26 protein-coding genes and 1 pseudogene are annotated in these 26,565 nt (G+C 62.0%); 9 read left to right on the forward strand and 18 right to left on the reverse strand.

Annotated elements, in window-relative coordinates; genetic code table 11:
- Window positions 1-413 precede the first annotated feature (413 nt).
- Together P0D68_RS26925 and P0D68_RS26930 are read left to right on the forward strand one after the other, a co-directional pair.
- Window positions 414-926 (forward strand): hypothetical protein, encoded by a 513-nt coding sequence (locus tag P0D68_RS26925; protein WP_408301759.1) that lies wholly within the window; start codon window positions 414-416, stop codon window positions 924-926.
- A 7-nt stretch (window positions 927-933) separates the two neighbouring features.
- A complete protein-coding gene (locus tag P0D68_RS26930) occupies window positions 934-1,110 on the forward strand; it encodes a ribbon-helix-helix protein, CopG family (protein WP_408468772.1) in 177 nt (58 codons plus the stop codon).
- A 51-nt stretch (window positions 1,111-1,161) separates the two neighbouring features.
- Here P0D68_RS26930 and P0D68_RS26935 read toward each other — a convergent pair whose 3' ends face one another.
- Complete coding sequence (locus P0D68_RS26935) at window positions 1,162-1,539, reverse strand: hypothetical protein (protein WP_408301755.1); 378 nt, start codon at window positions 1,537-1,539, stop codon at window positions 1,162-1,164.
- 774 nt (window positions 1,540-2,313) lie between these two features.
- Window positions 2,314-2,841, reverse strand: coding sequence for a hypothetical protein (locus P0D68_RS26940; protein ID WP_408301753.1), 528 nt, complete (start codon window positions 2,839-2,841; stop codon window positions 2,314-2,316).
- Window positions 2,842-3,126: 285 nt separating this feature from the next.
- Between P0D68_RS26940 and P0D68_RS26945 the strand changes: the two genes are divergently transcribed.
- On the forward strand, window positions 3,127-4,977 hold the full coding sequence (locus tag P0D68_RS26945) for a recombinase family protein (protein WP_408301751.1): 1,851 nt from the start codon (window positions 3,127-3,129) through the stop codon (window positions 4,975-4,977).
- Between the two features lie 77 nt (window positions 4,978-5,054).
- On the opposite strand, the pseudogene P0D68_RS26950 reads toward P0D68_RS26945, so the two are convergent.
- The 5 genes and pseudogenes from P0D68_RS26950 to P0D68_RS26970 all read right to left on the reverse strand — a co-directional run.
- A pseudogene (locus P0D68_RS26950) lies at window positions 5,055-6,015 on the reverse strand (ComEC/Rec2 family competence protein); the annotation flags it as partial.
- 110 nt (window positions 6,016-6,125) lie between these two features.
- Window positions 6,126-6,914, reverse strand: a complete 789-nt coding sequence (locus tag P0D68_RS26955; RefSeq protein WP_091792900.1) for a TatD family hydrolase — start codon at window positions 6,912-6,914, stop codon at window positions 6,126-6,128.
- A gap of 46 nt (window positions 6,915-6,960) precedes the next feature.
- The gene (gene lolD, locus P0D68_RS26960) at window positions 6,961-7,704 is read right to left on the reverse strand and encodes a lipoprotein-releasing ABC transporter ATP-binding protein LolD (RefSeq protein ID WP_091792899.1); all 744 of its coding nucleotides are present in this window, start codon (window positions 7,702-7,704) and stop codon (window positions 6,961-6,963) included.
- On the reverse strand, window positions 7,697-8,950 hold the full coding sequence (locus P0D68_RS26965) for a lipoprotein-releasing ABC transporter permease subunit (protein ID WP_091792898.1): 1,254 nt from the start codon (window positions 8,948-8,950) through the stop codon (window positions 7,697-7,699). The genes lolD and P0D68_RS26965 overlap by 8 nt, the downstream gene beginning before the upstream one ends.
- A 313-nt stretch (window positions 8,951-9,263) precedes the next feature.
- The gene (locus tag P0D68_RS26970) at window positions 9,264-9,509 is read right to left on the reverse strand and encodes a hypothetical protein (RefSeq protein ID WP_091792897.1); all 246 of its coding nucleotides are present in this window, start codon (window positions 9,507-9,509) and stop codon (window positions 9,264-9,266) included.
- Between the two features lie 169 nt (window positions 9,510-9,678).
- On the opposite strand from P0D68_RS26970, the gene P0D68_RS26975 reads away from it, so the two are divergent.
- From P0D68_RS26975 to P0D68_RS26995, 5 genes are all read left to right on the forward strand, one after another.
- The gene (locus P0D68_RS26975; protein ID WP_091792896.1) at window positions 9,679-10,863 is read left to right on the forward strand and encodes a regulator; all 1,185 of its coding nucleotides are present in this window, start codon (window positions 9,679-9,681) and stop codon (window positions 10,861-10,863) included.
- A gap of 40 nt (window positions 10,864-10,903) precedes the next feature.
- On the forward strand, window positions 10,904-12,610 hold the full coding sequence (recJ, locus tag P0D68_RS26980) for a single-stranded-DNA-specific exonuclease RecJ (protein WP_408301747.1): 1,707 nt from the start codon (window positions 10,904-10,906) through the stop codon (window positions 12,608-12,610).
- 153 nt (window positions 12,611-12,763) lie between these two features.
- Window positions 12,764-13,868, forward strand: a protein-coding gene (gene prfB, locus P0D68_RS26985; RefSeq protein ID WP_143048276.1) for a peptide chain release factor 2 whose coding sequence is annotated in 2 segments (ribosomal slippage) — window positions 12,764-12,844 and window positions 12,846-13,868 — 1,104 coding nt in all. Because the reading frame shifts where the segments join, the coding sequence is not laid out codon by codon here.
- Window positions 13,869-14,026: 158 nt separating this feature from the next.
- A complete protein-coding gene (gene lysS / locus P0D68_RS26990; RefSeq protein WP_408301745.1) occupies window positions 14,027-15,583 on the forward strand; it encodes a lysine--tRNA ligase in 1,557 nt (518 codons plus the stop codon).
- Window positions 15,584-15,874: 291 nt separating this feature from the next.
- Complete coding sequence (locus tag P0D68_RS26995; RefSeq protein ID WP_408301743.1) at window positions 15,875-16,606, forward strand: glycine zipper 2TM domain-containing protein; 732 nt, start codon at window positions 15,875-15,877, stop codon at window positions 16,604-16,606.
- 121 nt (window positions 16,607-16,727) lie between these two features.
- Here the strand turns inward: P0D68_RS26995 and iscX are convergent, their stop codons facing one another.
- The 10 genes from iscX to P0D68_RS27045 all read right to left on the reverse strand — a co-directional run bounded on the left by iscX (window position 16,728) and on the right by P0D68_RS27045 (window position 23,996).
- Window positions 16,728-16,925, reverse strand: a complete 198-nt coding sequence (gene iscX / locus P0D68_RS27000; protein ID WP_007181290.1) for a Fe-S cluster assembly protein IscX — start codon at window positions 16,923-16,925, stop codon at window positions 16,728-16,730.
- Between the two features lie 15 nt (window positions 16,926-16,940).
- Window positions 16,941-17,282: an ISC system 2Fe-2S type ferredoxin gene (gene fdx, locus P0D68_RS27005; protein WP_091792893.1), complete on the reverse strand. Its 342-nt coding sequence runs from the start codon at window positions 17,280-17,282 to the stop codon at window positions 16,941-16,943.
- Between the two features lie 159 nt (window positions 17,283-17,441).
- Window positions 17,442-19,313 (reverse strand): Fe-S protein assembly chaperone HscA, encoded by a 1,872-nt coding sequence (gene hscA, locus P0D68_RS27010; RefSeq protein WP_408301740.1) that lies wholly within the window; start codon window positions 19,311-19,313, stop codon window positions 17,442-17,444.
- Window positions 19,314-19,430: 117 nt separating this feature from the next.
- Window positions 19,431-19,958, reverse strand: coding sequence for a Fe-S protein assembly co-chaperone HscB (gene hscB, locus P0D68_RS27015; protein WP_408301738.1), 528 nt, complete (start codon window positions 19,956-19,958; stop codon window positions 19,431-19,433).
- A 161-nt stretch (window positions 19,959-20,119) separates the two neighbouring features.
- Window positions 20,120-20,443 carry an iron-sulfur cluster assembly protein IscA gene (iscA, locus tag P0D68_RS27020; RefSeq protein WP_028199494.1) on the reverse strand — a complete coding sequence of 108 codons (324 nt, stop codon included), beginning with the start codon at window positions 20,441-20,443 and terminating at the stop codon, window positions 20,120-20,122.
- A gap of 151 nt (window positions 20,444-20,594) precedes the next feature.
- Entirely contained in the window at window positions 20,595-21,008 is a 414-nt protein-coding gene (gene iscU / locus P0D68_RS27025) for a Fe-S cluster assembly scaffold IscU (RefSeq protein WP_007181285.1), read from the reverse strand.
- Window positions 21,009-21,104: 96 nt separating this feature from the next.
- Window positions 21,105-22,328, reverse strand: coding sequence for an IscS subfamily cysteine desulfurase (locus P0D68_RS27030; RefSeq protein ID WP_091792890.1), 1,224 nt, complete (start codon window positions 22,326-22,328; stop codon window positions 21,105-21,107).
- 75 nt (window positions 22,329-22,403) lie between these two features.
- Window positions 22,404-22,934: a Fe-S cluster assembly transcriptional regulator IscR gene (gene iscR, locus P0D68_RS27035; protein WP_091792889.1), complete on the reverse strand. Its 531-nt coding sequence runs from the start codon at window positions 22,932-22,934 to the stop codon at window positions 22,404-22,406.
- Between the two features lie 142 nt (window positions 22,935-23,076).
- The gene (locus P0D68_RS27040; RefSeq protein WP_408301735.1) at window positions 23,077-23,574 is read right to left on the reverse strand and encodes a low molecular weight protein-tyrosine-phosphatase; all 498 of its coding nucleotides are present in this window, start codon (window positions 23,572-23,574) and stop codon (window positions 23,077-23,079) included.
- A gap of 182 nt (window positions 23,575-23,756) precedes the next feature.
- Complete coding sequence (locus tag P0D68_RS27045; RefSeq protein ID WP_091792887.1) at window positions 23,757-23,996, reverse strand: hypothetical protein; 240 nt, start codon at window positions 23,994-23,996, stop codon at window positions 23,757-23,759.
- A gap of 280 nt (window positions 23,997-24,276) precedes the next feature.
- Here P0D68_RS27045 and P0D68_RS27050 point away from each other — a divergent pair, with 280 nt between their 5' ends.
- Window positions 24,277-24,840 carry a hypothetical protein gene (locus P0D68_RS27050; protein ID WP_408185434.1) on the forward strand — a complete coding sequence of 188 codons (564 nt, stop codon included), beginning with the start codon at window positions 24,277-24,279 and terminating at the stop codon, window positions 24,838-24,840.
- 250 nt (window positions 24,841-25,090) lie between these two features.
- Here the strand turns inward: P0D68_RS27050 and P0D68_RS27055 are convergent, their stop codons facing one another.
- Window positions 25,091-26,506 carry a lactate utilization protein B gene (locus tag P0D68_RS27055; protein WP_408185433.1) on the reverse strand — a complete coding sequence of 472 codons (1,416 nt, stop codon included), beginning with the start codon at window positions 26,504-26,506 and terminating at the stop codon, window positions 25,091-25,093.
- Window positions 26,507-26,565: the final 59 nt, after the last annotated feature.

The following is a 26,565-nucleotide window of genomic DNA, read 5'->3' on the forward strand; positions in this document are numbered from 1 at the left end:
CGTTCCGCAACGGGAACAATAAAAACATCTTCGGCTGCCCAGGTAGCAGGTCGATGTCAAGATGATTGCTCCTGATTGATAAGGTTTACGAAATTAAAATTGTAAACATTATCGAACCAAAGTATAAATACGATCGGCCGCCAAACAAGCGGCCGATTTTTCACCAACATCAACCCGGTCCTGAACCGGCGACTCGCGCGATCTGCCGCCGAGTATCCCCAACACCTCCGCGTCCCCGCGCAGGAGCCGCCTCTACACGGCTATACCACGCCGCCATGTTCGTCGTTCAAGCGACGCGCATTGGCATAGCTTTATCTAAAACTTTACAAGATCACATCCTTCTGGCGAGCTTGAATGCAAGAACCGACTCTAGCTGCACAGGCTAATGCATGAGAGGTCCTGCATGAACCTCGTTGATCACCATCTATATGAATATCAATCCCTTCCGAAAAACAGACTCCGGTCTTGAGTTACGTCGTGCGCACATCGAGTGGCTGAAGAGCTCCGAGCACACTCACTTCTTGACCTTGAATTTTCACGCCGCCTATACAGAACGGTCGGCATTCAAGCCCATGCGCCAGTGGAATCTAAACGTGCGCTCCCGGCTGTTCCGATCGAGAAAATTCGAGAAGCGTCCGCGTGACGAGCTATTTTGCTTTACCGTATTTCCTGAGTACGCGCCGTCATCAGGGCACCTGCACTACCACGGGCTTGTATACGTCGCCGAGGAGCGCCGAGATTGGTTTGTGAAGTGCGCGCCGTCGCTGTGGAAATCACTTGTCCCGACAGGCAGATGCGATGTTCAGGCACTTGCTGCCGCCAAGGATGTGTCATGCGTGGCTCACTACATCACCAAGCTCGCTGAGCGACCGTTCAGCTATAGCGGCTTCATTGTAAGCCGCATGCTCGATACGCCGAGTTCGTAATATGCCTATGGATAAACCAAATCCTACCGGGGGATCGTCAACTAACGCCTCTAGCATCGTGTCCGCCCGATTGCCGAAGGACCTGGATGCCCTCGTGAAGCTTGCAGCCGCCGAAAAAAATCAGTCCGTATCGGCATTCATTTCGCAGCTTCTGCGAGAGCGCCTTGCAGCCGCCTTGACGTGAACGGCAAGAAGGACGAAATTGCACCGTCAGGCGCAAGTCGGCCACAAGGGGTCATCCGGCGTTGCCTGCCAAATCATCAACAATTTTCGCAATCATGGGGCGGGTGTGGACAGCGATCGGGTCTACCCCGGGGGGGCCGATCTCGCCCGCGTCGAACGCTAGATATACTTCGTTAAATAGCACAGGCCAAGAGTCTTCTCCCAGCTTAATGAAGTCGTCGTAGACGAAACCGATTAGAGCGATCGCGACTGCGTCACAAAACCAAAAGGGAAGTCGGCCCTCATGAAACCCGACAGCCAAATGTCGAGCCATCACGTTGTAGGCCTCGCGCCTAGTCGAGCCGGTAATCTCGGTCCAGCGTTCCAGGTCACGCTGCGATAGCAATGGGCTTGGGCATTTTTGCTCATAACGAGATCGCAAATGCTTCATAAAGTCTGCTTGCAGGTCGTTGGGTGATGCTGAGCTCATATGGGCGGTCAGGTTACGTGACCGATGGAGTATAGAGCCGGAGAACGGCCGCTTACGGCGATCTGATAGGTCCGCTCAGGGTCGGATTATGCCAATCGCATAGCCGCCGGACATTTGCGCGTTCAATGACTGGAGCACTTCGAGCGCGCCGCCCGCTAATCCGATATCCGCTCAACCATCACCGCTCGCCTTCACTTTCTGGCAGTCAGTAAGCGGAGGCATGAAGGGCAGGAAAGCCGCTCCTTTCGATACGATCGTAAAAGAAGTGACCTGACGCTACTAATAGCGACTCCGAGGAGGACGCACGGCCATCCCGTGTCGATAGCACCAGCGGCGAACGCTGCGGCAAAGAAAACGACCTCGGCTTTCCGCGGACACACAGTCACGGCGTCGTGCATAAAAAAATTGCGTGCCGGTCCATGCGTCGGCATACTTGATCCCACGACGAAACCACACCGTCACGTTCTTCATCGTATCGAATCCTCGTGAAAGTTGCGCCTCTGTCTTTTCTCTTTCACGTTCCAATTAACTCTACAAAAGAGAATGGAGCGTGCATGCGTTTGCAATTCCTAGCAGTCAATATTCCCACACCGACATTCGCGCTGACAACACGTGTGATCCATGAATCCGACCGCCGAGGGAATTTTTCCCTCGGGGTTTCTGTGAAAACGCCCTCGTCGCAATAAGAAGCGGCAATCTAGCCAGCCGCTTGACAGGGTGTCCGCCTGTCATTTGCTACCCGTAGAACGCGGACGGTGAGATCCGCTTAAACATGTCCGTCGTGGCTTTATCTTTATCAGGAGCACGAAAACATTTACGGTGCGAGCTAGTGAAATCGCGGCGCCCGGTCTTTCGATCGAAGGCGCTGATCATGTTGAAGTCGAAGTCGGTGCCGCTTGTCGTAATTCTGTACACGTTTGTCAAATCGATGCGTACGTTTTCGCCTGTCACGGGGAAAGCCATATTCAACAGATGCACTTCAATTTGGTTTCCGGTTTTGCGATACGTCCCGAACCATGGGTTGTCAAATGACGTTTTCCCGTCTGCGCCGCCCAGTACATTTGTTTCCAGGAAGCGGCCGTCTTCGTCAAATGCCATCAGGTGATAGTTGTTCGGGTCGACAACGCTGCACGCAAATGCCGTCGCTTGGTGGCCGCCATCCTCGCCAGCAAATGTTGACGAGGGCAACGACAGACTAAAGAGGATGGAGGCCGTGACGCTTTGAAGCATCTTTCCCAGGATATTGCTTTTGATTTTTTTCATGCTTATCGCCGTAGTAAAAATTTTAAGAGCGCGTTCCGATAATGTCGAGTTTTTATCGACGGAGCACCTTAAGCAATCTGCTTGGGACGGCCTGTGATCACCCACCCGGGGGCTTGCGACATGGCCTTGCTCATCGCACCTGCTTCTGTCGATGCCTGAACCGTGACGACTCGAACTTCGGAAGACGTCGTAGTTCGCAACGTAACGACATATGTATTCACTTTTTTGGCCCCGTACTAGTCCAGTTTTGACTATTAAAGGTTCAATAAAACCAAATGACATCAGATGGACAAGCCTAACTTTCCGCCCGGTACGAAGGCCTATTCGTACATTCGCTTTTCTTCTGCGCCGCAAGAGCGAGGGGATTCTGTTCGACGGCAGACCAAGCTTTCGGTTGAGTACGCCAGCGAACACGGTTTAATTCTCGATGAGGCACTGACTCTTCGGGACCTCGGACTCTCGGCGTTCGATGGGGCAAACATTGCAAAAGGTGCCCTTGGGGCCTTCCTCGAATCGGCAAGAAAGGGGCTGATTCCGGAGGGAGCAGTCCTGCTCGTCGAGTCCTTTGATCGCATTTCGCGTCAGGATCCGTGGAAGGCGTTTGGTTTGTTCCAGGACATCGTTAATCAGGGAATCACGATCGTGACGCTCGCCGATGGCCAGGTATTTAACTCGGAGCGCCTTAAAGGACAAAACGCTATGGGGCCGATGATGCTATCAATCGCGGTCATGACTCGCGCCCATGAGGAATCGGCGCGAAAAAGCGAGCGTGGACGAGCGGCATGGCAAGCCAAACGCGACAAAGCGTCAATTAAGAAAGTTACCCGTACATGCCCTCAGTGGATACGTGCGATAGGTGATAAAGACATGTTCGAATTCGAACTGATTCCTGAAAAGGCTGACATCGTACGGCGTATCGTTGATTTGCAGATGACGGGTATGGGGCAGCAGGCTATCGTCAAGTTGCTCAATCAGGAGGGAATTCCGCCAATCAACTATCGTTCGCGCCTCGGCAATGGATGGCACCCTTCGACCATCCAGAAAATTTGCACGAATCCCGCTCTGTATGGCGGTTACCAGCCGACGATGACGGACGGCATTTCGCGCAAGCCTGCGGGGTTTCTCGTTGAGAACTACTTCCCGGCTTTGCTTACGAAGGACGAGTTCCATGCACTGCAAGCTGCACGCGCCGACCGACTGTCCCGTGGACGGGGTGCGAAAGGGGCTGAATTCACAAATATTTTTTCGGGGCTTCTTAAGTGTGGCTATTGCGGAGAATCTATGACCGTAGCCGGGCACAAGCCAGCAAAGGCTCTCCGAACAAAGCGTTTTATCGCATGCTCCAATGCGAAACGCGGACTCGGCTGTCATTTCATTATGTGGAACCTGGAGGATTTCGAGAAAACAGTTTTAACCTATCTGAAAGGTATTGATTTTTCCGACCTGATTGGTACCGGAAATAGTCTGAGTGGAAAAATCACTGCTGTAGAAACGCAAATCATCGGACTTCGCGCCAAGCGAAACGAGGTGCATTTGAAAGTCCAGCGACTGCTGGATGCTATCGAAAGCGGAGAGATTGTCGTCGACGCGCTCCAAGAGAGGTTTGCTTCACAGCAGAAAGCCAAAGACGAGATAGAGTCGGAAATTGACGCTAGGGAACGAGAGCTGTTCGGGCTAAAGAACACACTGTCCGACATGGCTACAATCAAGGACTCAGTGCTCGCACTCGATGAGCGAATGCGGCAGGTTGAAGGTGACGAACTGTACCAACTCCGCGCGCGTCTTGCATTGCAAATCCGACGAACGGTCACGCGTATCAACGTGTACCCGGGTGGCGCTTATCTTGTAGATCGGGAAGATCCAGACCCGGAAGATGCAGACTCACACTGGGTTGGTAGTCAGGAAGGAATGGAGGCGGAGAAACCAGATCGATCATTCCGCAGGGCTGAGATCATCGGTGCAAATGGAGGCTCGTATTTCACGTCAACGGTAAACGACGCGTGGGCGGGTGAGCGATTAGGACAAGCTGAAACCGGACGAGCTGAAACACTGGAAAAGTTGGGCCAAACGCCAGATGTCGAGCGAGCGCTCAGGCAGAAAGAGAGCTGCAGGGCTACACGTAAAAATCGATCTTGACGTTAAGATGTGGATATATAATGGTACTGAAAGGTTCGATAAAACCAAATCATATTCTCAAAAATTGGTTTAATTGAACCTTTAATCGCCACGAGATGACTCGTGCCCGTGCCGCGCATCAGCAGCCAGTCCGCGGCGCTGACTTCGTCCTGCGCGCCGATGGCGAGCGCCACGACGAAGTCAGCGGTGTGGCGCATCCCCGAGTACCGCGCCGATCCGCGCGCGCAGCGCCGCACGCCAGCGGTCCACCGTCACGCCGATCCCGCGTGCGTGGCCACGCAATCGCACCGCGCGAGCCGGCGCGCTCACGTAGCCGGTGGCCCGCACGTTGCGGGCGAGCAGATTGGCCTCGGCATCCCGCACGCCGAAGTTGGCGTTGCCATGCGGACGTTTGAGCCGGACGGTCAACTGCCAGCGTGCGCCGGGTTCGAGGATCGGCGGCGGCGCATCTTCGGCAATCCACGATAGCTGGATCACGCGCGGGAAATTGGCAATAGGCGCGTCGGCCGATTCGACGTCGAATAGAAAACGCGCGCCGTTTTCGTCGCGTGACGGCAAGCCTTTGATAGTGCCGGAGACTTCGATATCGCGACCTTCCCATGCAGTCGGCAAGCTCACCGCGAGGCGCATCTCCGCGCGCAGGGCGGCGTAGCCGAAGCCCGCGCACAACGCGGCGCACCACAGGGCGCCCCAACCGGCGACTGAACGCAAGCGCGGGGTAAAGCGGACGCGAGTTATGAGTGAAGCGAGCTTCGCGGCGCGAGCGTACGCGCCAAACGTAGGCGCGGCGGTTGGCGGCGGCGACGACGCCGACGCAGGAGCTAAACACTCCTTCGCGCCAGCAGCCAAACCGGCTGCCGCACCCACCGCCCCATGCCCCTCCACCAACCCCTCAGCCCCGCCCAACCCCCACACCGCCACGACAACCGCAGCGCACGCGACCATCACCAGCCCGCACATCGCCACCCAATCCGGCAGCGCCGCCTGCCGCTGCAGCCAGACCACTCCCAACGCAAACCCGCACCACCATGCCCGCATCCGCCCTCCGCCAGCAGACGCCGGACGACACAACGCCTACGCGCGGGCGTCAACGAACCCGCCGGGCGTGGGTGTCGCCCGGCGCGAACCACTCAGACCATCGAGTTCAATTATGCAGAGGAAAGTGCGAGCCGCGGCAGCGCGGCGAGCGCGTTAGCCGTTGTGCCTAGGGCGGCTTCATCGGCTGTCATGCCGCGCAGTTCCGCGAGGCCCGCGCCGATCGCCGGAATCTGCTCCGGCGAGTTGCGCTGCTTGTAGATCCAGGCCGGAGCGATGTCCGGCGCATCGGTCTCGACGACCAGTGCGTCGAACGGCAACTGTTCGGCGAGGCGGCGGATTTGCCGCGCCCGCTCGAACGTCAGATTGCCGCCGAAACCGAGATGCATGCCCTGGTCGATATACGCCTGAGCCTGCTGAAAACTGCCGTTGAATGCATGCGCAATGCCGCGGTGAATCTGATGCCGCCGCAGCCCCTTGATCACCTGATCCTGCGATTTGCGCACATGGCAGATCACCGGCAGATCGAATTCGCGTGCGAGTTGCAACTGAGCGTTGTAGAAGAACTGCTGGCGCGCGTCGTCGAGACCGTCGACGAAATAATCCAGCCCGATCTCACCGATACCGACAAACAGCGGATCGTCGAGACTCGCCTCGATTTCCATGCGCAACAAATCAAGATCGCTCTCTTGCGCCGACGGCGTGAACAACGGATGGATGCCGAGCGCATACGCGCCGCCGGCGACCCGGTGCGCCAGTTCGCGCACCGTGGCGAAGTTCTCGCGGCCGATCGCCGGAATCACGATCCGCCCCACGCCCGCGCGCTGCGCCGCCGCCGCGACTTGCGCGCGGTCGGCGTCGAATTCCGATGCATCGAGATGACAGTGCGTATCGATCCACATGGCGTGCCTCGCTAACGGCTCAGCCCAAGCTTTCGGTGTCCGGCAATCAGACCGGCACCACCGGCTCTTCGTGCAGCACCCCGTCGCGCAGCCGCATGATGCGGTCGCAACGTCCCGCCAGTTCCGGATCGTGCGTGACGATCACGAAGCTCGTTTCGAGCGTTTGCGACAGTTCGAGCATCAGGTTGAACACGGTGTCGGCGGTGCCGCCGTCGAGATTGCCGGTCGGTTCGTCGGCCAGCACGCAGGCGGGCTTCGTCACCAACGCGCGCGCAATCGCGACACGCTGACGCTCGCCGCCCGACAACTCGCCCGGACGATGCTTCGCGCGATGCCCCATGCCGACGCGCTCCAGCACCGCGAGCGCTTCGCGGCGCGACGCTTCGGTGGACATGCGGCGGATTCGCAGCGGCATCGCGACGTTATCGAGCGCGGAAAACTCGGGCAGCAGGTGGTGGAACTGATACACGAATCCCAGCGCGCGGTTACGCAGGTCGTTGCGCTCGCGCTCGGAGAGCCTGGTGAACGGTTTGCCCATGACGGAGACATGCCCGGCGCTCGGGTCGTCGAGGCCGCCGAGCACATGCAGCAGCGTGCTCTTGCCGGACCCCGACGCGCCGACGATCGCCAGCTTCTCGCCGCGCCGCACGTTCAGTTCCGCGTTGTTGAGCACCGTCACGTTCAGACCGCCCTGCACGAACGACTTGGAAATGCCGGTCGCTTCCAGCACATAGGGATGCAGCACGGTATCTGAAGAAGCCATGGATAGAGTAGCGGAACGGTCATTCATAGCGCAGTGCCTCCGCGGGACGGACTTTCGCACCACGCCAGCTCGGGTACAAGGTTGCCAGCGCCGACATCAGGAAGGCGATGATGCCGATCCGCGCGACGTCGGCCGGAATCAGTTCGGACGGCAATTCGCTGATGAAATACACCGACGGCGGCAGGAACTGCACGCCGAGCATGTGCTCGATCATGGGCACGAGCCACGGAATGCTCCACGCGATCAGGCAACCGAGCGCGACGCCGGTGGCCGTGCCGATAAAGCCGATCGTCACGCCCTGCACCACAAAGATCTTCATGATCGAGCCGGGCTGCGCGCCGAGCGTGCGCAGAATCGCGATGTCGGCCTGCTTGTTGGTCACCGTCATGACGAGCGACGAGACCAGATTGAACGCCGCCACCGCGATGATCAGCGTGAGGATGATGAACATCATGCGTTTTTCGATCTGCACCGCCGAGAACCAGGTCTTGTTCTGCTGCGTCCAGTCGCGAATGTACAGATCACCGGACAGCGTGCGCGCGAGCTGATGCGCGACTTCTGGCGCGCGCTGCATGTCGGTCAGGCGCAACCGCACGCCGGTCGGCGCGGGCAGCCGGAACAGCGCCTGCGCGTCCTTGATGTTGATCAGCGCGAGCGTGCTGTCGTATTCGTAATGCCCCGACTCGAAGATGCCGACCACCGTGAACTGCTTGAGCCGTGGCAGCATGCCGGCGGGCGTGATCGTGCCTTCCGGCGCGACCAGCGTGATCTTGTCGTTGACCGTGACGCCGAGACTGGTGGCGAGATCGGCGCCGAGCACGATGCCGAAATCGCCCGGCACCAGCGCGTTCAGACTGCCGCCTTTCATTTCCTTGCCGATATCGGACACCTGCGGCTCGAGCGACGGCTCGACGCCGCGCAGCGCCACCCCGCTCACCGCGTCCTGACGCGTGAGCAGCGCCTGCGCTTCGACATACGGCGCCGCGCCGATCACTTCCTTGTTCTGGCGGGCTTCCTGGGCGGTCAACTGCCAGTTGGGCATCGACCCGGTCGGCGAGAAAATTTCCACGTGCGCGAGCACCGACAGCATGCGGTCGCGCACCTCTTTCTGAAAACCGTTCATCACGGACAACACGACGATCAGCGCCGCGACGCCGAGCGCGATGCCCGACATCGAGACGAGCGCGATGAAGGAAATGAAGCCGTTACCGGTCGTGCGTTTGCCGGCGCGGGTGTAGCGCCAGCCAATCTGCCATTCGTAGGGAAATTTCAAGCGAATCCTTTTCTGCGTTTCTTCGGCTTTGTGCCGCGCACGAAGGCGTGAAGCGCCTGCCGTGCGGCCCGAGCGTCGTGATTATTGGTGTCGTTGCGCAGCGGATGGTTCCGGCATGACGCGCCATGCCCTTAGCAATGGGCGCGCCACCCCGATCCGCGGCGGTCTGGAAGACGCCCGCCGCCGCTGGCACCGCCACTGCCACCACCAATCAAGCGCGAAGTTTGCCATACAATGCCGCCGACTCGCGCAAAGGCAGTCTGCAGCGGAGCGCAGGCGCAATGACCGGCCCCGAAACGCACGCCCATTCCACCTACCGCAGGTTGTAACGCCCGCGCAGCTCATTGATGATGCCCGCGGCGGCGCTGTTGGCGACCCCGGCCACGTCGGCGTCCTTGCGGTCGCGGTGCAGATGGCTGATGTCCCAGTTGCAGCCGGTCTCGTCGTCCACGGTTTCGTGGAAACCGGTTGGAATCCAGCCGGCCGTGGCCGGATTGGCATCGAGCGCCTTGACGACCAGCGCCAGCAGTTCCTGTTCGGTTTTGAGTTCACGCGACATGACGGTCTCCATCGTCCTCTGCGCGGTGCCGCCGCGCGCGGCTGTTGCTCCACGCTTCAGGCCCGGGTCTGACCACGCCAGGCTGATACGGCGGCGAACGCATGGCCCGCCGCCGCGGCTTCAGCAAGCGGGAGCTGATGGACGGAATACTCGCACTCTTTGCCCTACAATGCGCAGCATCATGCTCGCCAACCGCCTCCATCTTCTCCTGCCCTTCGCGCTGCCCGCCGCAGCGGACGCCGCAACCGCCCTTCACGATATCCGCAGTCCCGCCCTCGACCGGCTGATTTCACGCGCGACGCTGGTGGAGCGCGTGATCGGCGAAGACTTTCAGCGCACGCTGCCGCACGAGCGCTGGGTCGCGCGCCAGTTCGGCGCGCTGCCGAGCGGCGCGGCCGCCGCCGACGAAGCGCCGCTCGCGCCCTACATGCTGCGCGCCGACGGCGGTGAACCCGGCAACGCGACATGGGCCTGCGTGCAGCCGGTGCATGTGCGCATCGCGCACGACCATCTGGTGCTCATCGATCCGGCCTCGCTCGATCTGTCCGATGCGGAAGCCGGCGCCCTGCTGGCGGTCGCGCGGCCGCTGATCGAGGAACTCGGCGTGCGTATCGAAGCGCCGCGGCCCGCGCGCTGGTATCTGTCGGGCGAAGGGTTCGGCACGTTGGCCGGCGCGTCGCCGTTGCGCGCGAGCGGGCGCAACATCGAAATCTGGCTGCCGCACGAGGCGCATTCCGGCGAGCGTTCGCGCGCCTGGATGAAGCTGCAGAACGAAGTGCAAATGGCATGGTTCGAACATCCGGTCAATGAAGCGCGCGAAGCGCGCGGCCTGCCGGCCGTCAACTCGATCTGGTTTCACGCGCAAGGCGCGGCGCAACCGGTGCGCAGCCCGTTTGCACGGGTGTTCTCCGACGCCGCCGCCACACGTGGCCTCGCGATGACCGCGGGCGTCGCGGCGGCTGCGCCGCCGGCGTCGTTTGCGGCGCTGCGGGCGGCGGGCGCGACGCGCGGCGCTGCGGATAACGCGCTGCGCGGCACGTCGGGCGGCGCGCCCGCGCTCAACGCCAACGCCAACTCGAATGCAAACACGGACACGAGCGGTTCCACGCTGGTCGAACTCGATCCGTTCTCCGCGCCCTACATCGAGCAGGATTGGGCGCGCTGGAACGACGCCTTCGCCGCCATGCAAACGGACTGGTTCGAACCGGCGCTCGCCGCGCTGCAATCCGGCGAGCTCGGCGAACTCGGCCTGACCTTGTGCGGCGACACGGGCTCGGTGACGCTCTCCGTTACGCGCGGCGATCTGCGCAAATTCTGGCGGCGGCGCGTGCTCGCCTCGCTGTTCATCGAATGAATGATCGAATGACCCAACGAATGATCCACGGCCTTTCCGAATGACTCGAATCGTTACGCGCACCTGCTCTCCTGTCGACGCTGAAATTCTCACCCGCCACGGCCTGCATCCGGTGCTCGCGCGCCTCTACGCGGCGCGCGGCGTGTGCATGCCCGACGAGATCGAAACGGGCCTCGCGCGGCTCGTGCCGCCGGTCGCGCTCAAAGGCTGCGAAGACGCCGCCGCCCTGCTCGCCGACGCGATCCAGAACCAGCGTCGCATGCTGGTGGTCGCCGACTACGACTGCGACGGCGCCACCGCCTGCGCGGTCGCCGTGCGCGGCCTGCGCATGTTCGGCGGCCGGATCGACTACCTGGTGCCGAACCGTTTCGAGTACGGCTACGGCCTGACGCCGGAGATCGTCGAGCTGGCGGCGCGCAATCCGTCGGGCAAACCGGAACTGCTGATCACGGTGGATAACGGCATCGCCAGCGTGGACGGCGTGGAAGCGGCCAACGCGCTCGGCATCGACGTGCTGGTCACGGATCACCACCTGCCCGGCGACGAACTGCCGCCCGCCCGCGCGATCGTCAATCCGAACCAGCCGGGCTGCACGTTTCCGAGCAAGTGCATTGCGGGCGTCGGCGTGATGTTTTATGTGCTGCTCGCGTTGCGCGCGGAATTGCGCCGCCGTGGCGCGTTCAACGATAACTTCCCCGAACCGCGCCTCGACGGTCTGCTCGATCTGGTCGCGCTCGGCACGGTCGCGGACGTGGTCAAGCTCGACGGCAATAACCGCGTGCTGGTCGCGCAAGGGTTGCAACGCATCCGCAAAGGCAAGATGCAGCCGGGCATCGCCGCGCTGTTTCGCGCCGCCGCGCGCGACGCCCGCAGCGCGTCGGGGTTCGACCTCGGCTTCGCGCTCGGGCCGCGCCTGAATGCGGCGGGCCGCCTGTCGGACATGTCGCTCGGAATCGAATGCCTGACGACCGACGACATCGGCCGCGCCTGGGACCTTGCGCAGCAACTCGACACGATGAACCGCGAGCGCCGCGAAATCGAAGCCGGCATGCAGCAACAGGCGCTCGACGACCTCTCGGCGATCGACCCGGACGGCAGGACCACCATCACGCTCTTCAATCCCGACTGGCACCAGGGCGTGATCGGCATCGTCGCGGGACGGCTGAAGGAGAAATTCCACCGGCCCTCGTTCACTTTCGCGCTCGCCGACGACAGCGGCCAGACCGTCAAAGGCTCGGGCCGCTCCATTGCGGGCTTCCATCTGCGCGACGCGCTCGACCTGATCTCGAAGCGCGAGCCGGGCCTGATCGTGAAGTTCGGCGGCCACGCGATGGCCGCGGGCCTTACGCTCGCCGCCGCCGACGTGCCGCGCTTCACCGCCGCGTTCGAAGCGGTCGGCCGCGAATGGCTGTCCGAAGAGGCGCTCTCGCGCACGGTGGAAACCGACGGCGAGCTCGAGGACGCGTACTTCACGCCGCAATTCGTCGAAATGCTCGACGCCGCCGTGTGGGGTCAAGGCTTTCCGGCGCCGGTGTTTTCGGGCGAATTCGATATCGCGTCGCAGGCGCTGGTGAAGGACAAGCACCTGAAACTGCAACTCGTGCGCGGCCGCCAGCGCTTCAACGCGATCTGGTTCAACCACACGGACACCCTGCCCGCCCGCACCACGGTCGCCTACCGTCTCGCGAGCGATACGTGGAACGGCGTGTCGCGCGTGCAGTTGATCGTCGAGCACGCGGCGAGCTGAAGCTCGCGCAGCGCGCCGGGGTCCGGTGTCCTGAAAAGGTCGAAAATCTCCACAAAATCAACCCCAAACACGCGCCGGATCGCTCAAGAGCCTCCGGCGCGGCGCGCCGATCGGCTATAATTTCGTCTTTTTACGAAGCTATAAAAGATCGACATGGAAGCGGAACGTCTCAACGCGATCGAAGCCTCACTGGCGGACCTGCGCACTCGCGCGGACTCGCTACGGGGGTATCTTTGACTACGACGACAAAGCACTGCGTCTAATCGAAGTCAACCGGGAACTCGAAGACCCGGACGTCTGGAACGACTCGAAGCACGCCCAGGCCCTCGGCCGGGAAAAAAAGCTGCTCGACGACACGGTGGGCAAGCTCACGTCGCTCGATAACGACCTGCGCGACGCGCAGGACCTGTTCGACATGGCCCGCGAAGAAGACGACGAGGAAACCCTCCTCGCCTGCGAAGCCGACGCGCAAGGCATCGAACAGCGCGTGGCGGACATGGAATTCCGCCGCATGTTCGCGAACCCGGCCGATCCGAACAACGCGTTCCTGGACATCCAGGCCGGCGCCGGCGGCACCGAGGCGTGCGACTGGGCATCCATGCTGCTGCGCCAGTACCTGCGCTACTGCGAGCGCAAGGGCTTCAAGACCGAAGTGCTGGAACAGACCGACGGCGACGTCGCGGGCATCAAGAACGCCACGATCAAGATCGAAGGCGAATACGCGTACGGCTTTCTGCGCACCGAAACCGGTGTGCACCGCCTCGTGCGCAAGTCGCCGTTCGACTCGTCGGGCGGCCGTCACACGTCGTTCTCCTCGGTGTTCGTGTACCCGGAAATCGACGACTCGATCGAAGTGGACATCAATCCAGCCGATCTGCGGATCGACACGTACCGCGCGTCCGGCGCGGGCGGTCAGCACATCAACAAGACCGACTCCGCGGTGCGTATTACGCACATGCCGTCGGGCATCGTCGTGCAGTGTCAGAACGACCGTTCGCAGCACCGCAACCGTGCCGAAGCCATGGCCATGCTGAAATCGCGCCTGTACGAAGCGGAAATCCGCAAGCGTCAGGAAGAGCAGGACAAGCTCGAAGCCGGCAAGACCGACGTGGGCTGGGGTCATCAGATCCGCTCGTACGTGCTGGACAACAGCCGTATCAAGGATCTGCGCACCAACGTCGAAATCAGCAACACGAAGAGTGTGCTCGACGGCGACCTCGATCCGTTCATCAGCGCCAGCCTGAAACAGGGCGTCTAAGCGCAACCGGCGCGGCCTGAAAAGCCGCGCCGCATCTTCGCCGTCTTCTGCTGCTTCTTCCTGTTTCTTCGCTGTTTCTTTACACCGCCTGAGGTTTTTACTGACTGGCCACCCGCAAGCGCGCCACTCGCGTGCGGGCCACCGAATACCAAATCATCATGACCGAACCGACCCAGCCTAACGCGGCCCAGCCTGACGCGGCCCGACCGAATGCCGTGCCCGAGGTGGACGACAACAAAATCATGACCGAGCGCCGCGAAAAGCTGCGCGAGTTGCGTGAGCAAGGCGTCGCCTATCCGAACGATTTCCGCCCTACGCATCACGCCGAAGATCTGCAGTCGCAATACGAGCACGCCGACAAGGAAGCGCTCGAAGCGAATCCGCTCGAAGTCGCGATCGCCGGCCGCATGATGCTCAAACGCGTGATGGGCAAGGCAAGCTTTGCGACGGTGCGCGACGGTTCGGGTCAGATCCAGTTCTTCATTACGCCTGCCGACGTTGGCCAGGACACGTACAACGCCTTCAAGAAGTGGGACATGGGCGACATCGTCGCGGCGCGCGGCGTGCTGTTCCGCACCAACAAGGGCGAACTGTCGGTGCGCTGCACGGAACTGCGTCTGCTGTCGAAGTCGCTGCGTCCGCTGCCCGACAAGTTCCACGGTCTGGCCGACCAGGAAATGAAGTATCGCCAGCGCTATGTCGATCTGATCGTCACGCCGGAAACGCGCAAGACTTTCGTCGCGCGCACCAAGGCGATTTCGTCGATCCGCAAGTTCATGTCGGACGCCGACTTCATGGAAGTCGAAACGCCCATGCTGCACCCGATTCCGGGCGGCGCGGCGGCCAAGCCGTTCACCACGCACCACAACGCGCTCGACATGCAGATGTTCCTGCGTATCGCGCCGGAGCTGTATCTGAAGCGCCTCGTAGTCGGCGGCTTCGAGCGTGTGTTCGAGATCAACCGTAACTTCCGCAATGAGGGCGTGTCCGTGCGCCACAATCCGGAATTCACGATGATCGAGTTCTACGCCGCGTACACCGACTACAAGTGGCTGATGGATTTCACCGAGCAGCTGATCCGCCAGGCGGCGATCGACGCGCTGGGCACGGCTACCATCACGTATCAGGGCCGCGAACTCGATCTGGCGAAGCCGTTCCATCGCCTCACGATCACGCAAGCCATCCAGAAATATGCGCCGCAATACACGAACGAGCAACTCGCCGACAGCGCTTTCCTGCGCACCGAGCTGAAGAAGTTCGGCGTGGATGCGTCGCAGCCGCAGTTCCTGAACGCGGGCGTCGGCTCTCTGCAGCTGGCGCTGTTCGAAGAAACCGCCGAGTCGCAATTGTGGGAGCCGACTTACATCATCGATTACCCGATCGAGGTGTCGCCGCTCGCGCGCGCGTCGGACGAGGTTGAAGGCATTACGGAGCGTTTCGAACTGTTCATCACCGGCCGTGAAATCGCCAATGGCTTCTCGGAACTGAACGATCCGGAAGACCAGGCAGCGCGCTTCAAGAAGCAGGTCGACCAGAAAGACGCCGGCGACGAAGAAGCGATGTTCTACGATGCGGACTATATTCGCGCGCTGGAATACGGCATGCCGCCGGCCGGCGGTTGCGGCATCGGTATCGACCGCCTGGTCATGATGCTGACCGACAGCCCGAGCATCCGCGATGTGATTCTGTTCCCGCATCTGCGCCGCGAAGACTGATCGCCGCGCGGTTGAAGTTGCGGTTGAACACACCCCAAGCGCCCGGCATGAGCCGGGCGTTTTTCTTGCTGCTCCGAAGACGTGTGGCGGCTGTCAAGTTTGTAACCATCGGTAAAAACTGCCCACCCTGCCGGCCTCGGCTGTATGAGTTCACCATTCGAGCACCTGCCTTCGGCGCGGCGCCGTCAGGATGATTGCCCGGAAATCGTTACAAATTGAAACCCTTGCGGAATCGATTTGTCAGACACTTCGTCTCACTAAAAGTCGACTCTGCTAAAGACGGAGGCCAAAATGGACAATCCCAACACGCAACCCACTACGCAATCTCAACAGCCTGCGCAACAACGCCGGATACACCCGCTGGTCGCGACCGCTGCCGGTGCGGTGATCATTGCGAGCCTGGCCGCCACGGCGGCCGTTACGGGCCTGTTTCCGAAGGCGTCCAGCAACGGCGCGCAAAACGATCAGACTCAGGCGGCGCAAGTCGCTACGCAAGGCACACAGCCGGGCGTGGTCGATTCGGCAGCGCCCGCCAACCCCACGGCGCAGCAGGCTGCCCAACAGCAGGTGGCTCAGCAACCGCAGCCTGCACCCGCCCCCACGCCCGCCCAGCAGCAGCAATACGCGCAGCAGCAACAGGCTCGACCGGCACCTGATTACGCCCAGCAACAGCCCGCACAACCGGCCTACTGCTCGACATGCGGCACGGTCGAAGCCATCTCGGCGGTGCGTCAGGAAGGTCACGGCACCGGCATCGGCGCAGTCGGCGGCGCGGTAGCCGGCGGCGTGGTCGGCAATCAGTTCGGCAGCGGCAACGGCCGCACTGCGATGACCGTTCTCGGTGCGCTCGGCGGCGGCCTTGCCGGCAACTCGGTCGAAAAACATATCCGCAGCACCACGTCGTACTCGGTGCGCGTGCGGATGGAAAGCGGCAAGACGCGTTACTTCACCTACCATGAAGCGCCGCCGTTCCAGCAGGGTCAGCGCGTTCGTGTTGAGAACGGCACACTCGTGGCAAGCTAGACACCCACTGAATACGTTTTCGATAGACGCAAAAAAGGCGATTCCAATGGAATCGCCTTTTTCTTTGCCGCAACCGGAGGCGCGAGCAGAAAGCCGGCCGGCGCCGGAAACTCAGTGACGCTCAGTAATCCGCGTCTTCAATCCATGCAGCCTGAATCGCCTCGAGGATCTTTTCGTTCGAACGGTTAGGATCGTCGTCGAATCCTTCCAATTCGGTAACCCAACGGTGCAAGTCGGTGAAGCGCACCTGTTGCGGATCGATGTCCTGGTGCTTGTCAGTCAGGGCCATCGCGATGTCTTGCGTATCGGTCCACTTCATGGCTGCATCCTCCTGTTAGTGGTTTTCCTTCGCGTGATTGATCGAGTAGCGAGGGATTTCGACAACCAGATCCTGCTCGGCCGGCACCATGGCCTGGCATGACAGGCGCGAGGTCGGTTCGAGCCCCCATGCCTTGTCCAACAGATCGTCCTCGTCTTCCTCGGATGGCGTCAAGGCGGCGAAACCCTCACGCACGATCACATGGCAGGTCGTGCAGGCGCACGACTTCTCGCACGCGTGCTCGATTTCAATGCCGTGCTCGAGCAGGCTGTCGCAAATGCTCTTGCCGGGCACGGCATCGATCACCGCGCCTTCCGGGCACAGTTCGACGTGAGGCAGCACAACGATTTGAGGCATACATTTTCCGTTTGGGTCTGAGGCACGGCGGCCTCAAACAGGCTCCGTACCATTTTACTGGCGACGCGAGGACTTTTTAAGTCCACGCGGCGCGATTCGAATTTTTGCAGCGGCGGGCAAAGCTGGCCGCCTGCCGCTGCAGCAAGGCTCGGGTCGAGCTCAGATCTCGTCGAGCTTGCGGCCGGCAAGCGCGCGGCGAATGCCCTTGTTCATGCGGCGGGCGGCGAATTCGTCGGTGCCTTCAGCGAGGGTTTTCGTGGCGGCTTCGATTGCATCCACGTCGTCGCTCTGCGCGACATTGCGCAATGCATCGAGCAGCGTGTCGAGTTCGGCGCGCTCGCTGTCGTCGAGGAGCTCCGCGTCGGCGGCGAGCGCCGCGTCGGTGGCTTCCACGAGACGCCGCGCTTCGACTTGCGCTTCGCGCAGCGCCCGTGCCCGCATGTCGACCTCGGCGGTCGAGAAGCTCTCTTCGAGCATTTTCGCGATGTCGTCGTCGGCGAGACCGTAGGACGGCTTGACTACCACCGACGCCTCCACCCCCGAGCCCTGCTCACGTGCGAACACGGACAGCAGGCCGTCGGCGTCGACCTGGTAGGTCACGCGAATGCGCGCGGCGCCCGCGGCCATCGGCGGAATGCCGCGCAGCTCGAAACGCGCGAGCGAGCGGCAGTCGCTGACGAGTTCGCGCTCGCCCTGCACGACGTGGATCGCCATGGCCGTCTGGCCGTCCTTGAAGGTCGTGAAGTCCTGCGCGCGGGCGACCGGAATCGTCGAATTGCGCGGGATGATCTTCTCGGTCAGACCGCCCATCGTCTCGACGCCGAGCGACAGCGGAATCACGTCGAGCAGGAGCCACTCGTCGCCGTCCGCGCCGCGGTTGCCCGCGAGCAGGTCGGCCTGGATCGCCGCGCCGAGCGCGACGACCTGATCCGGATCGAGATTGATCAGCGGCGGCTGGCCGAAGAACGACTCGACCGCGCGGCGGATCACCGGCATGCGCGTCGCGCCGCCGACCAGCACCACGCCCTTGATGTCTTGCGTCGTGACCTTGGCGTCGCGCAGCGCCTTTTTCGTCGGGCCGAGCGTGCGCTGAACCAACGCCTGCGTGATGGCCTCGAAAGTGGCCTCGGCGATCGTCAGATCGATCCGGGTGCCGTTCGAGAGCGTGACCTGCAGCTTCACATCCGGCGCGTCCGACAGCGCCTCCTTGGCCACACGCACGCTGTCCAGCAGCAGGCGGACGTCTTCGGGTGCGAGCGTTTGCGGCGCGATGCCCACCTGCTCCAGCACGTAGCGATACAAGGCGTGATCGAAATCGTCGCCGCCGAGCGCGGAATCGCCGCCCGCCGCGAGCACTTCGAACACGCCTTTGGTGAGCTTGAGAATCGACAGGTCGAAGGTGCCGCCGCCCAGGTCGTACACGGCGTACAGCCCCTCGGAACCGTTATCGAGGCCGTAGGCAATCGCGGCCGCCGTCGGTTCGTTCAGCAGGCGCAGCACATTCAGGCCGGCCAGACGCGCGGCGTCTTTGGTCGCCTGACGCTGGGCTTCGTCGAAGTAAGCCGGCACCGTAATGACCGCGCCGACGAGTTCATCGCCGAGCGTGTCCTCGGCGCGCTGACGCAGCGTCGCGAGAATTTCGGCCGACACTTCGACGGGGCTCTTCACGCCGTCCACGGTGCGGATCTGCACCATGCCGGGTGCGTCGACGAAATCGTACGGCGCGTTTTCGGCGCCTTCCACTTCCGCCTTGCCACGGCCCATGAACCGCTTGACCGAAACGATGGTGTTGCGCGGATCGCTCGCCGCCTCGGCCTTGGCCGTACGGCCGATGCGGCGGCCGCCCTTTTCCAGGTAGCGCACCACCGACGGCAGCAGCGCATGGCCGTCTTCGTCGGGCAGCACGTCGGGCACGCCGCTGCGCACGGCGGCGACGAGGGAATTGGTGGTGCCGAGATCGATGCCGACCGCCAGACGCCGCTGGTGGGGTGCCGGCGCCATGCCGGGTTCGGAGATTTGCAGTAAGGCCATCTGGGTCTTCTCGGGGCCGCTCGGCCCCGTCCTGAATTTTCGCGTTGCTGGATATAAAGCTACGGCTCGGCTGGCGAACGTGGCCGCGCTCCCGCTGCTGCGCGCGGCGCGAGCTCGCTAGGTGTCGAGCCGCTCGATCTGCGTACCGATTTCCGACGCCACCCGCTCGATGAACATCAACTGCCGCACGGCCTCGCCTGCGGCCTGATTCGCGCCGCTGTCGAGCAACGCGACTAGCTTTTCGAAACGCATGCGCTCTTCGTCGCGCAGTTCCGTGAGCAAGGCGTCGAGCGCATCGACGTTCTTCGCCGCAGCCGCGTCTTCGATCCCTTCGCGCCATTCCATTTGCTGCATGAGGAACGCCGGCTCCATCGCCGTATTGTTCTCCGCGCCGACGTCGATGCCGCGCAGATGCAGCAGATAAGTGGCGCGCTTCAACGGATCGCGCAGCGTCTGATACGCCTCGTTGGTGCGCGTCGCCCACTGCATCGCAATGCGCTTTTGCGCGTCGCCGGCCGCCGCGAAGCGGTCCGGATGCACTTGCGCCTGGACCGTGCGGTAGGCGTGATCGAGCGCCGCCGCGTCGAGCGCGAATTGCGCCGGCAGGTCGAACAGGTCGAAGTGGCTGTCGTTCAGCGAGGCCATCGGATAGAAGAAGTCCGTTCAGGAAAGCGCACCGGAGTGCAGTCTAAAAACTCGGCTCGGTGGAGCGTGAAGGCGGCGTCGCGGCGCAGGCGAATGCGCGGATCAAACTAAAAAGGCGGCCCGCGCCGCCTTTGATCCGCTGCACGCGGAAATGTCCGGAATTACACGCGGAACGATTCGCCGCAACCGCATTCGTCCTTCACGTTCGGGTTGTTGAACTTGAAGCCTTCGTTCAGCCCTTCACGTGCGAAGTCGAGCTCGGTGCCGTCGATATAGGCGAGGCTCTTCGGGTCGACAATGATCTTCACGCCGTTGCAATCGAAGACTTCGTCTTCGGGCGCGAGTTCATCCACGTACTCGAGCTTGTAGGCCAAGCCGGAGCAGCCGGTGGTGCGCACGCCGACGCGCAAGCCGACGCCTTTACCGCGCCGGGTCAGATACTTCTGGACGTGCTGTGCTGCCTTTTCGGTCAACGTAATTGCCATAGCGTTTCTCATTGCGCAGTGCGTGCCGGCCGTTCGTCTGCCTTCTCACGCGCTGCTACCCTGCCTGCATCAAATATCGCTCGTGTCGGACGGTTGCGTTGAATTCGCGCCGTCCGTTTCCATTCACCTGAAACCGCGCCGCAACCGCCGCTTAAGCGTGTTGCTTCTCGTCCGCGACGACCGCTTCACCGTGACGTTGCTTGTAGTCGGCGACCGCTGCCTTGATCGCGTCTTCCGCGAGGATCGAGCAGTGGATCTTCACCGGCGGCAGCGCCAGTTCTTCGGCGATCTGCGTGTTCTTGATCGACATGGCCTGATCGAGCGTCTTGCCCTTCACCCATTCGGTCACGAGCGAGCTCGACGCAATCGCCGAACCGCAGCCATACGTCTTGAACTTCGCGTCTTCGATAATGCCGTCCGCGCCCACGCGGATCTGCAGCTTCATGACGTCGCCGCATGCGGGCGCGCCGACCATGCCGGTACCGACCGCATCGTCGTCCTTCGCGAAGGAACCGACGTTGCGCGGGTTTTCGTAATGGTCCAGAACCTTGTCGCTATAAGCCATGATGACACTCCTTGATTCGTTTCAACCTGCAATTCGTGCAATTCGCAATTCGATAAATTCGCAATTCGATAAATTCGACGTAGTCCAAACGGCGCGTCAGTGCGCTGCCCATTGGATCGTCGAAATATCGATCCCGTCCTTGTGCATTTCCCACAGCGGCGACAAGTCGCGCAGCTTCGAAATCTTGGTCTTCAGCAGGTTGATCACGTAATCGACATCCTGCTCGGTCGTGAAGCGGCCCACCGTGAAGCGGATCGAGCTGTGCGCCAGTTCGTCGTTACGGCCCAACGCGCGCAGCACGTACGACGGCTCCAGCGAAGCCGACGTACAGGCCGAGCCCGACGACACCGCCACGTCTTTCACCGCCATGATCAGCGACTCGCCTTCGACGAAATTGAAGCTGATGTTGAGGTTGTGCGGCACACGCTTTTCCATGTCGCCATTCACATATACCTCTTCCATTTCCGACAGGCCGCGCAGCAGACGGTCGCGCAACATGCGGATACGTTCGTTCTCCGTCGCCATTTCTTCACGCGCGATCCGGAACGCTTCACCCATGCCGACGATCTGGTGCGTAGCCAGCGTGCCCGAGCGCATGCCGCGCTCGTGACCGCCGCCGTGCATCTGCGCTTCGATGCGGATGCGCGGCTTGCGGCGCACGTACAGCGCGCCGATGCCCTTCGGGCCATACGTCTTGTGCGCCGAGAACGACATCAGGTCGACCTTCAGCTTTTGCAGGTCGATCGCGATCTTGCCGGTGGCTTGCGCGGCGTCGACGTGGAAAATAATGCCCTTTTCACGGGTGATCTCGCCGATCGCCTCGATGTCCTGAATCACGCCGATCTCGTTGTTGACGGACATGACCGACACCAGAATCGTGTCCGGACGCAGCGCGGCCTTGAATTTCTCGAGGTCGATCAGGCCGTCGTCCTTGACGTCCAGATACGTGACTTCGAAGCCTTCGCGTTCGAGTTCGCGGCAGGTGTCGAGCACGGCCTTGTGCTCGGTCTTCACCGTGACGATGTGCTTACCCTTGCTCTTGTAGAAGTGCGCGGCACCCTTGATCGCCAGGTTGTCCGACTCCGTGGCACCCGAGGTCCAGATGATTTCGCGCGGGTCGGCGTTCACCAGCGCGGCGACATTCTCACGCGCTTCTTCGACTGCGCGCTCCGCGTCCCAGCCATACGAGTGGCTGCGCGATGCGGGGTTGCCGAACTGCTCGCGCAGATACGGAATCATCTTGTCCACCACGCGCGGATCGATCGGCGTCGTCGCGCTGTAGTCCATGTAGATGGGCAGATGGAGAGTGTCGTTGTTCATCAATTGCTCCGGGGACGTCATGTGCTCTGGCTTCTGGGTTTCTGATCAGGCTGCGGTTTCTGCTCGATACCGCGCCTAGGAACCGGCCATGTTGAAAACGGAATTCGGCCCTTTGGGCGCCACGCGGACGGGTTCGACCGCCGGCGCCTCGTTGCGCCTGTCGCGCAATACGGCCGGCGCGCCTTCGCGCGAACGCTGCTGGTCGACCAGATCCTTCAGGGAGACCGAATCGAGGTACTCGACCATTTTCTGGTTCAGCGTGGACCACAGTTCGTGCGTCATGCAGTGGCCGTCGTGCTGCTTGGTACCCTCGCAGGAGCCTTTGCCGCCGCACTGGGTGGCGTCGAGCGGCTCGTCGACCGCGATGATGATGTCGGCCACGGTCACGTCTTCAGAGCGGCGGGCCAGATTGTAGCCACCACCCGGCCCGCGCACGGACTCGACGATTTCATGACGACGCAGCTTTCCAAACAGCTGCTCGAGGTACGACAGGGAGATATGTTGGCGCTGGCTGATACCCGCAAGCGTCACCGGGCCCTGCTCCTGGCGCAGCGCCAGGTCAATCATCGCCGTGACGGCGAAACGGCCTTTCGTGGTGAGTCTCATATGTAGGGGAACCGCAATTCTCGACAAGTTTTGTCAAGTATAAATACATGAGCGATTTAGTCAAGTATCCCTATCGCGATTTGGGTCATTCGCTTAATTGCGAGATAGGCTCGGCGCACTAACGCCCTCGGCCGCCAAACGCTTAAGCCAGCAAGTGCGGGCGCAACGCCGCGATCAGGCCACGGCAGGCCGCTTCGCACTGATCCAGCACCTGCTCGAAACCTTCCGCGCCGCCGAAATACGGATCCACGACTTCGCGGGCGCCGCCCCAGCGGACGTCCGCCTCGGGGACGAACTCCATCAGCAGACGAATCTTGTCGTGCTGTTCCGGCGCGCAGACCTGGCGCAGGGCGGCGACGTTTTTGTCGTCCATTGCGATCAGCAGATCGAAACGCTCGAAGTCCGCGGGGGCGATCTGGCGGCCGCGCAACGCGGCCAGTTCATACCCGCGCCGGCCGGCCGCGTGCTGCGCGCGCTCGTCAGGCGGCTCGCCGATGTGCCAGTCGCCCGTGCCTGCGGAATCGATCAGAATGCGCTCCGCGAGCTTCGCCTCGCTCACCAGATGGCGCATCACACCTTCCGCAGTCGGTGAACGGCAGATGTTGCCGAGGCAGACAAAGCAGATCGACACGGTTTTCATCAGAGGCTTTTCCGGCGCGCCAGCGCTTCGGCCGACGGTTAGCAAACAGGAGCCGCGATTATACAAAGCCGGCCGGAATTTCGCCGGAAGCCCGGCGCGCGGCAGTTTGGGATGGCGCGGCGCTACGCGGCGATGACACTTGCGCCGCTGCGGTCGCGCGTACCTTGTACTTACCTTCGTGTTTACGACGCTTCCGCGAGCGGCATCGCGGTGACAGCTCGCATCGGTTTCGCCGGCAGCGCCGAGGCGGCATCGACCATGCCGTACGAGACTGCGCGAGCGAGTTCAGCCGTCAGTTGATCGGCAGCGAGCGGGGCTTGCGACGCGTGCGATGCGGTGTTCCCGCAAATGTGCAGATAGGCAGCCGCAGCGAGCGGCACAACGATGGCTAGTGGCCAGTACACCGATATTGTCTTTTTCATGATGTCGTTTCTTCCGATTGTGGGCGGATGAGCTTGTAGCCCACTATGCCCAGTCCAAATCCTATAGGAATATGCAATCGGGAAAAACCCAACGCCGCGAGACAGATCGTTGCTCTCAATGAAACAGTCGATCGGCTGTTTGCGGCGCGCATCGCGGGCGCGCGGCTTGCGGCAGAAAAAGAAATCCTTACAAACGCATACAAAGCTCTTGTGACGGATGGCGATAATAGCGGTCTTATAAATACATGCCCTCGCACTGGTCTATCTTGGTCTATCTCACATGAAACGCTTCGCACCAATCGTCTGTCTCGCGGTCGCCGCTCTGCTCGGCGGCTGTGCGGTGTACCCGGACGGCACGCCGATGTACGGCAATGCCAATGGCGGATACAACGGCTATAACGCCTATGACGGGTACGACGGGTACGCCACTGGCGTGCCGGTCGTGCCGCAAACCAACGTCTACATGGGCTACGGCAACTACTCGGAACCGGGCTACTACGGCGGCCCGGGCCGTTATTACGGCCCCGGGCCCGGTTATGGCGGCTATCCCGACCACGGTCGGCCGAATAACGGCAACTATGGAAATAACGGCAACCACGGCGACAACGGCGGCTGGCATGGCCAGCCCGGTGGCGGTGGATCGCACGGCGGACCGCCGCCTCAAGGCGCGGCGGGCGGACCGCGGGGGCCGAGCGGATCGAATGCGCCGCGCCCGGGAGCCGGCGCCCCGCCGCCTCCGCCGCCGCCTCAACAGGCAGGGAATGGCGGCCATGGCAACGGCAACAACGCGGCACCCGTGCGCGGGGTGCCGGGCCGACAGTCCGGCCAGATGACGGACCACTGAGTCAAGCGTTCGCGTTGGAGTTCCGACGCGGGTTCCGACGCGGCGCACGAATCCACCTGGCGACCGCGCTCCAATTAACGGCCAAGGGAGCGCACTGGCGCCTCTTCCGCGACTCTGGCTGAGATCATTCGACGCGCCAGCCAGAAAGCAAGATGAGCAGGCAGACAGCGCGATGCCGGAATCTACGGCTCGCGCACGATGCCGCGAGACTTCGGACCTACGACACCAAGCCCCGCCTGCCCCTGTCCGCTCAGCCGATATGACTGCGTTGCGCGGCGTACAACTCCCTGAACGTCCGTCCGACCGGCGCGGGCATATCCCGCGTATCGGTCCAGCCCGCGCCGCCTAACGGCAGCCTGGCAATCGACCGGTTCGTGCCACCCATGCGCTCCAGCACCCGCACGGCCAGCTTCGTAAAGAGCGCATAAGCATCCGGATGCAGCGCCAGAAAACCCCACACGGCGAGCCCCACGCGTTCTTTCCAGGGGCGCAGCCGCCGCTCCACCTGCTTCTCGCGCAGCTTGCGCAACAGATCCGATAGCGGGATCCCCACCGGGCACACGCTATTGCACTCGCCGCACAAGGTCGCGGCCTGCGGCAAATCCAATGCCTTGTCGATACCGACATAGCTTGGGGTCAACACCGAACCCATCGGCCCTGGATACACCCAGCCGTACGCGTGGCCGCCCACCTTCTGGTACACCGGACAGTGGTTCATGCACGCGCCGCAGCGGATACACCTCAACATTTCCTGGAAGTCGCCGCCGATCAGCCCCGTGCGCCCGCCGTCGACGAGCACTACGTACATATGTTCGGGACCGTCCTGATCGCCCTCGCCGCGCGGCCCGGTCAACACGGAAAAATAGTTCGAGGTCGCTTGCCCGGTCGCCGAGCGCGGCAGCAGACGCATGGCCGTAGCCAGATCCTCGAGCGTGGGCAATACTTTCTCGATACCGGTCACGGCCACATGCACGCGTGGCATGACCGTGCACATGCCTTCATTGCCCTCGTTCGTGACCAGCACGACCGAGCCGGTTTCCGCCACCACGAAATTGCCGCCTGTCACACCCATGTCCGCCGTCATGAAATGCGGACGCAGAATCTCGCGCGCTTCGCGCGTCATGTCGGTGATTTCGGTCAGGCGCGGCCGGTTGTGAGTCTTTGCGAACAATTCGGCGATTTCGTCCTTATCTTTGTGGACGACCGGCGCGATGATGTGGCTCGGCGGCTCGTTGTCGTTGATCTGGAGGATGTACTCGCCCAGATCCGTTTCGATGGATTGCACGCCCATTTGCCCGAGCACTTCGTTCAGGCGCATTTCTTCGGTGACCATCGACTTGGTCTTGATCACCTTCTTTACCTCGTGACGACGGGCAATGTCGCCGACGAGCCGCGCTGCCTCCTGGGTCGTCTCGGCGAACAGGACGGTCACGCCACGCCGGGCCGCCTCGCGCTCGAAGGTTTCCAGCCACACGTCGAGATTGTCCAGCGCGCGATTGCGGCGCTCCTTCAGCGCGGCGCGCGTGGCCGGAAAGTCGATCTCGGTCATGGCCGAGGCGCGGGCCGTGACGAATTTGGTCGACAGCTTGGTCAGGTTCTGCTGCAAGCGCTGATCGGCGAGCTTTTGACCAGCGCGCGCCTTGAATTGCATGGATTGGACTTGCATGACGGCCTTATGCGGAATCGGGCAAAACGCGCCTGAAAGCTGAAGCGCGAATCTGAAAC

Origin of the sequence: Paraburkholderia sp. RL17-380-BIE-A (assembly GCF_046028085.1) — a bacterium.
Lineage (GTDB): Bacteria > Pseudomonadota > Gammaproteobacteria > Burkholderiales > Burkholderiaceae > Paraburkholderia.

Bases quoted from the DNA above. Each gene is read 5' to 3' on its own strand.
- iscU (WP_007181285.1), bottom strand. From the start codon at position 21,008: ATGGCTTATAGCGACAAGGTTCTGGACCATTACGAAAACCCGCGCAAC.
- P0D68_RS26935 (WP_408301755.1), bottom strand. From the start codon at position 1,539: ATGAAGCATTTGCGATCTCGTTATGAGCAAAAATGCCCAAGCCCATTG.
- P0D68_RS27040 (WP_408301735.1), bottom strand. From the start codon at position 23,574: ATGAAAACCGTGTCGATCTGCTTTGTCTGCCTCGGCAACATCTGCCGT.
- P0D68_RS26970 (WP_091792897.1), bottom strand. From the start codon at position 9,509: ATGTCGCGTGAACTCAAAACCGAACAGGAACTGCTGGCGCTGGTCGTC.
- hscB (WP_408301738.1), bottom strand. From the start codon at position 19,958: ATGGCCTCGCTGAACGACAGCCACTTCGACCTGTTCGACCTGCCGGCG.
- P0D68_RS27055 (WP_408185433.1), bottom strand. From the start codon at position 26,506: ATGCAAGTCCAATCCATGCAATTCAAGGCGCGCGCTGGTCAAAAGCTC.
- fdx (WP_091792893.1), bottom strand. From the start codon at position 17,282: ATGCCTCAAATCGTTGTGCTGCCTCACGTCGAACTGTGCCCGGAAGGC.
- P0D68_RS26930 (WP_408468772.1), top strand. From the start codon at position 934: ATGGATAAACCAAATCCTACCGGGGGATCGTCAACTAACGCCTCTAGC.
- P0D68_RS27045 (WP_091792887.1), bottom strand. From the start codon at position 23,996: ATGAAAAAGACAATATCGGTGTACTGGCCACTAGCCATCGTTGTGCCG.
- P0D68_RS26940 (WP_408301753.1), bottom strand. From the start codon at position 2,841: ATGAAAAAAATCAAAAGCAATATCCTGGGAAAGATGCTTCAAAGCGTC.
- hscA (WP_408301740.1), bottom strand. From the start codon at position 19,313: ATGGCCTTACTGCAAATCTCCGAACCCGGCATGGCGCCGGCACCCCAC.
- lysS (WP_408301745.1), top strand. From the start codon at position 14,027: ATGACCGAACCGACCCAGCCTAACGCGGCCCAGCCTGACGCGGCCCGA.
- lolD (WP_091792899.1), bottom strand. From the start codon at position 7,704: ATGAATGACCGTTCCGCTACTCTATCCATGGCTTCTTCAGATACCGTG.
- P0D68_RS27050 (WP_408185434.1), top strand. From the start codon at position 24,277: ATGAAACGCTTCGCACCAATCGTCTGTCTCGCGGTCGCCGCTCTGCTC.
- P0D68_RS26955 (WP_091792900.1), bottom strand. From the start codon at position 6,914: ATGTGGATCGATACGCACTGTCATCTCGATGCATCGGAATTCGACGCC.
- iscX (WP_007181290.1), bottom strand. From the start codon at position 16,925: ATGAAGTGGACCGATACGCAAGACATCGCGATGGCCCTGACTGACAAG.
- P0D68_RS26995 (WP_408301743.1), top strand. From the start codon at position 15,875: ATGGACAATCCCAACACGCAACCCACTACGCAATCTCAACAGCCTGCG.
- P0D68_RS26975 (WP_091792896.1), top strand. From the start codon at position 9,679: ATGCGCAGCATCATGCTCGCCAACCGCCTCCATCTTCTCCTGCCCTTC.
- iscA (WP_028199494.1), bottom strand. From the start codon at position 20,443: ATGGCAATTACGTTGACCGAAAAGGCAGCACAGCACGTCCAGAAGTAT.
- P0D68_RS27030 (WP_091792890.1), bottom strand. From the start codon at position 22,328: ATGAACAACGACACTCTCCATCTGCCCATCTACATGGACTACAGCGCG.
- P0D68_RS26945 (WP_408301751.1), top strand. From the start codon at position 3,127: ATGGACAAGCCTAACTTTCCGCCCGGTACGAAGGCCTATTCGTACATT.
- recJ (WP_408301747.1), top strand. From the start codon at position 10,904: ATGACTCGAATCGTTACGCGCACCTGCTCTCCTGTCGACGCTGAAATT.
- iscR (WP_091792889.1), bottom strand. From the start codon at position 22,934: ATGAGACTCACCACGAAAGGCCGTTTCGCCGTCACGGCGATGATTGAC.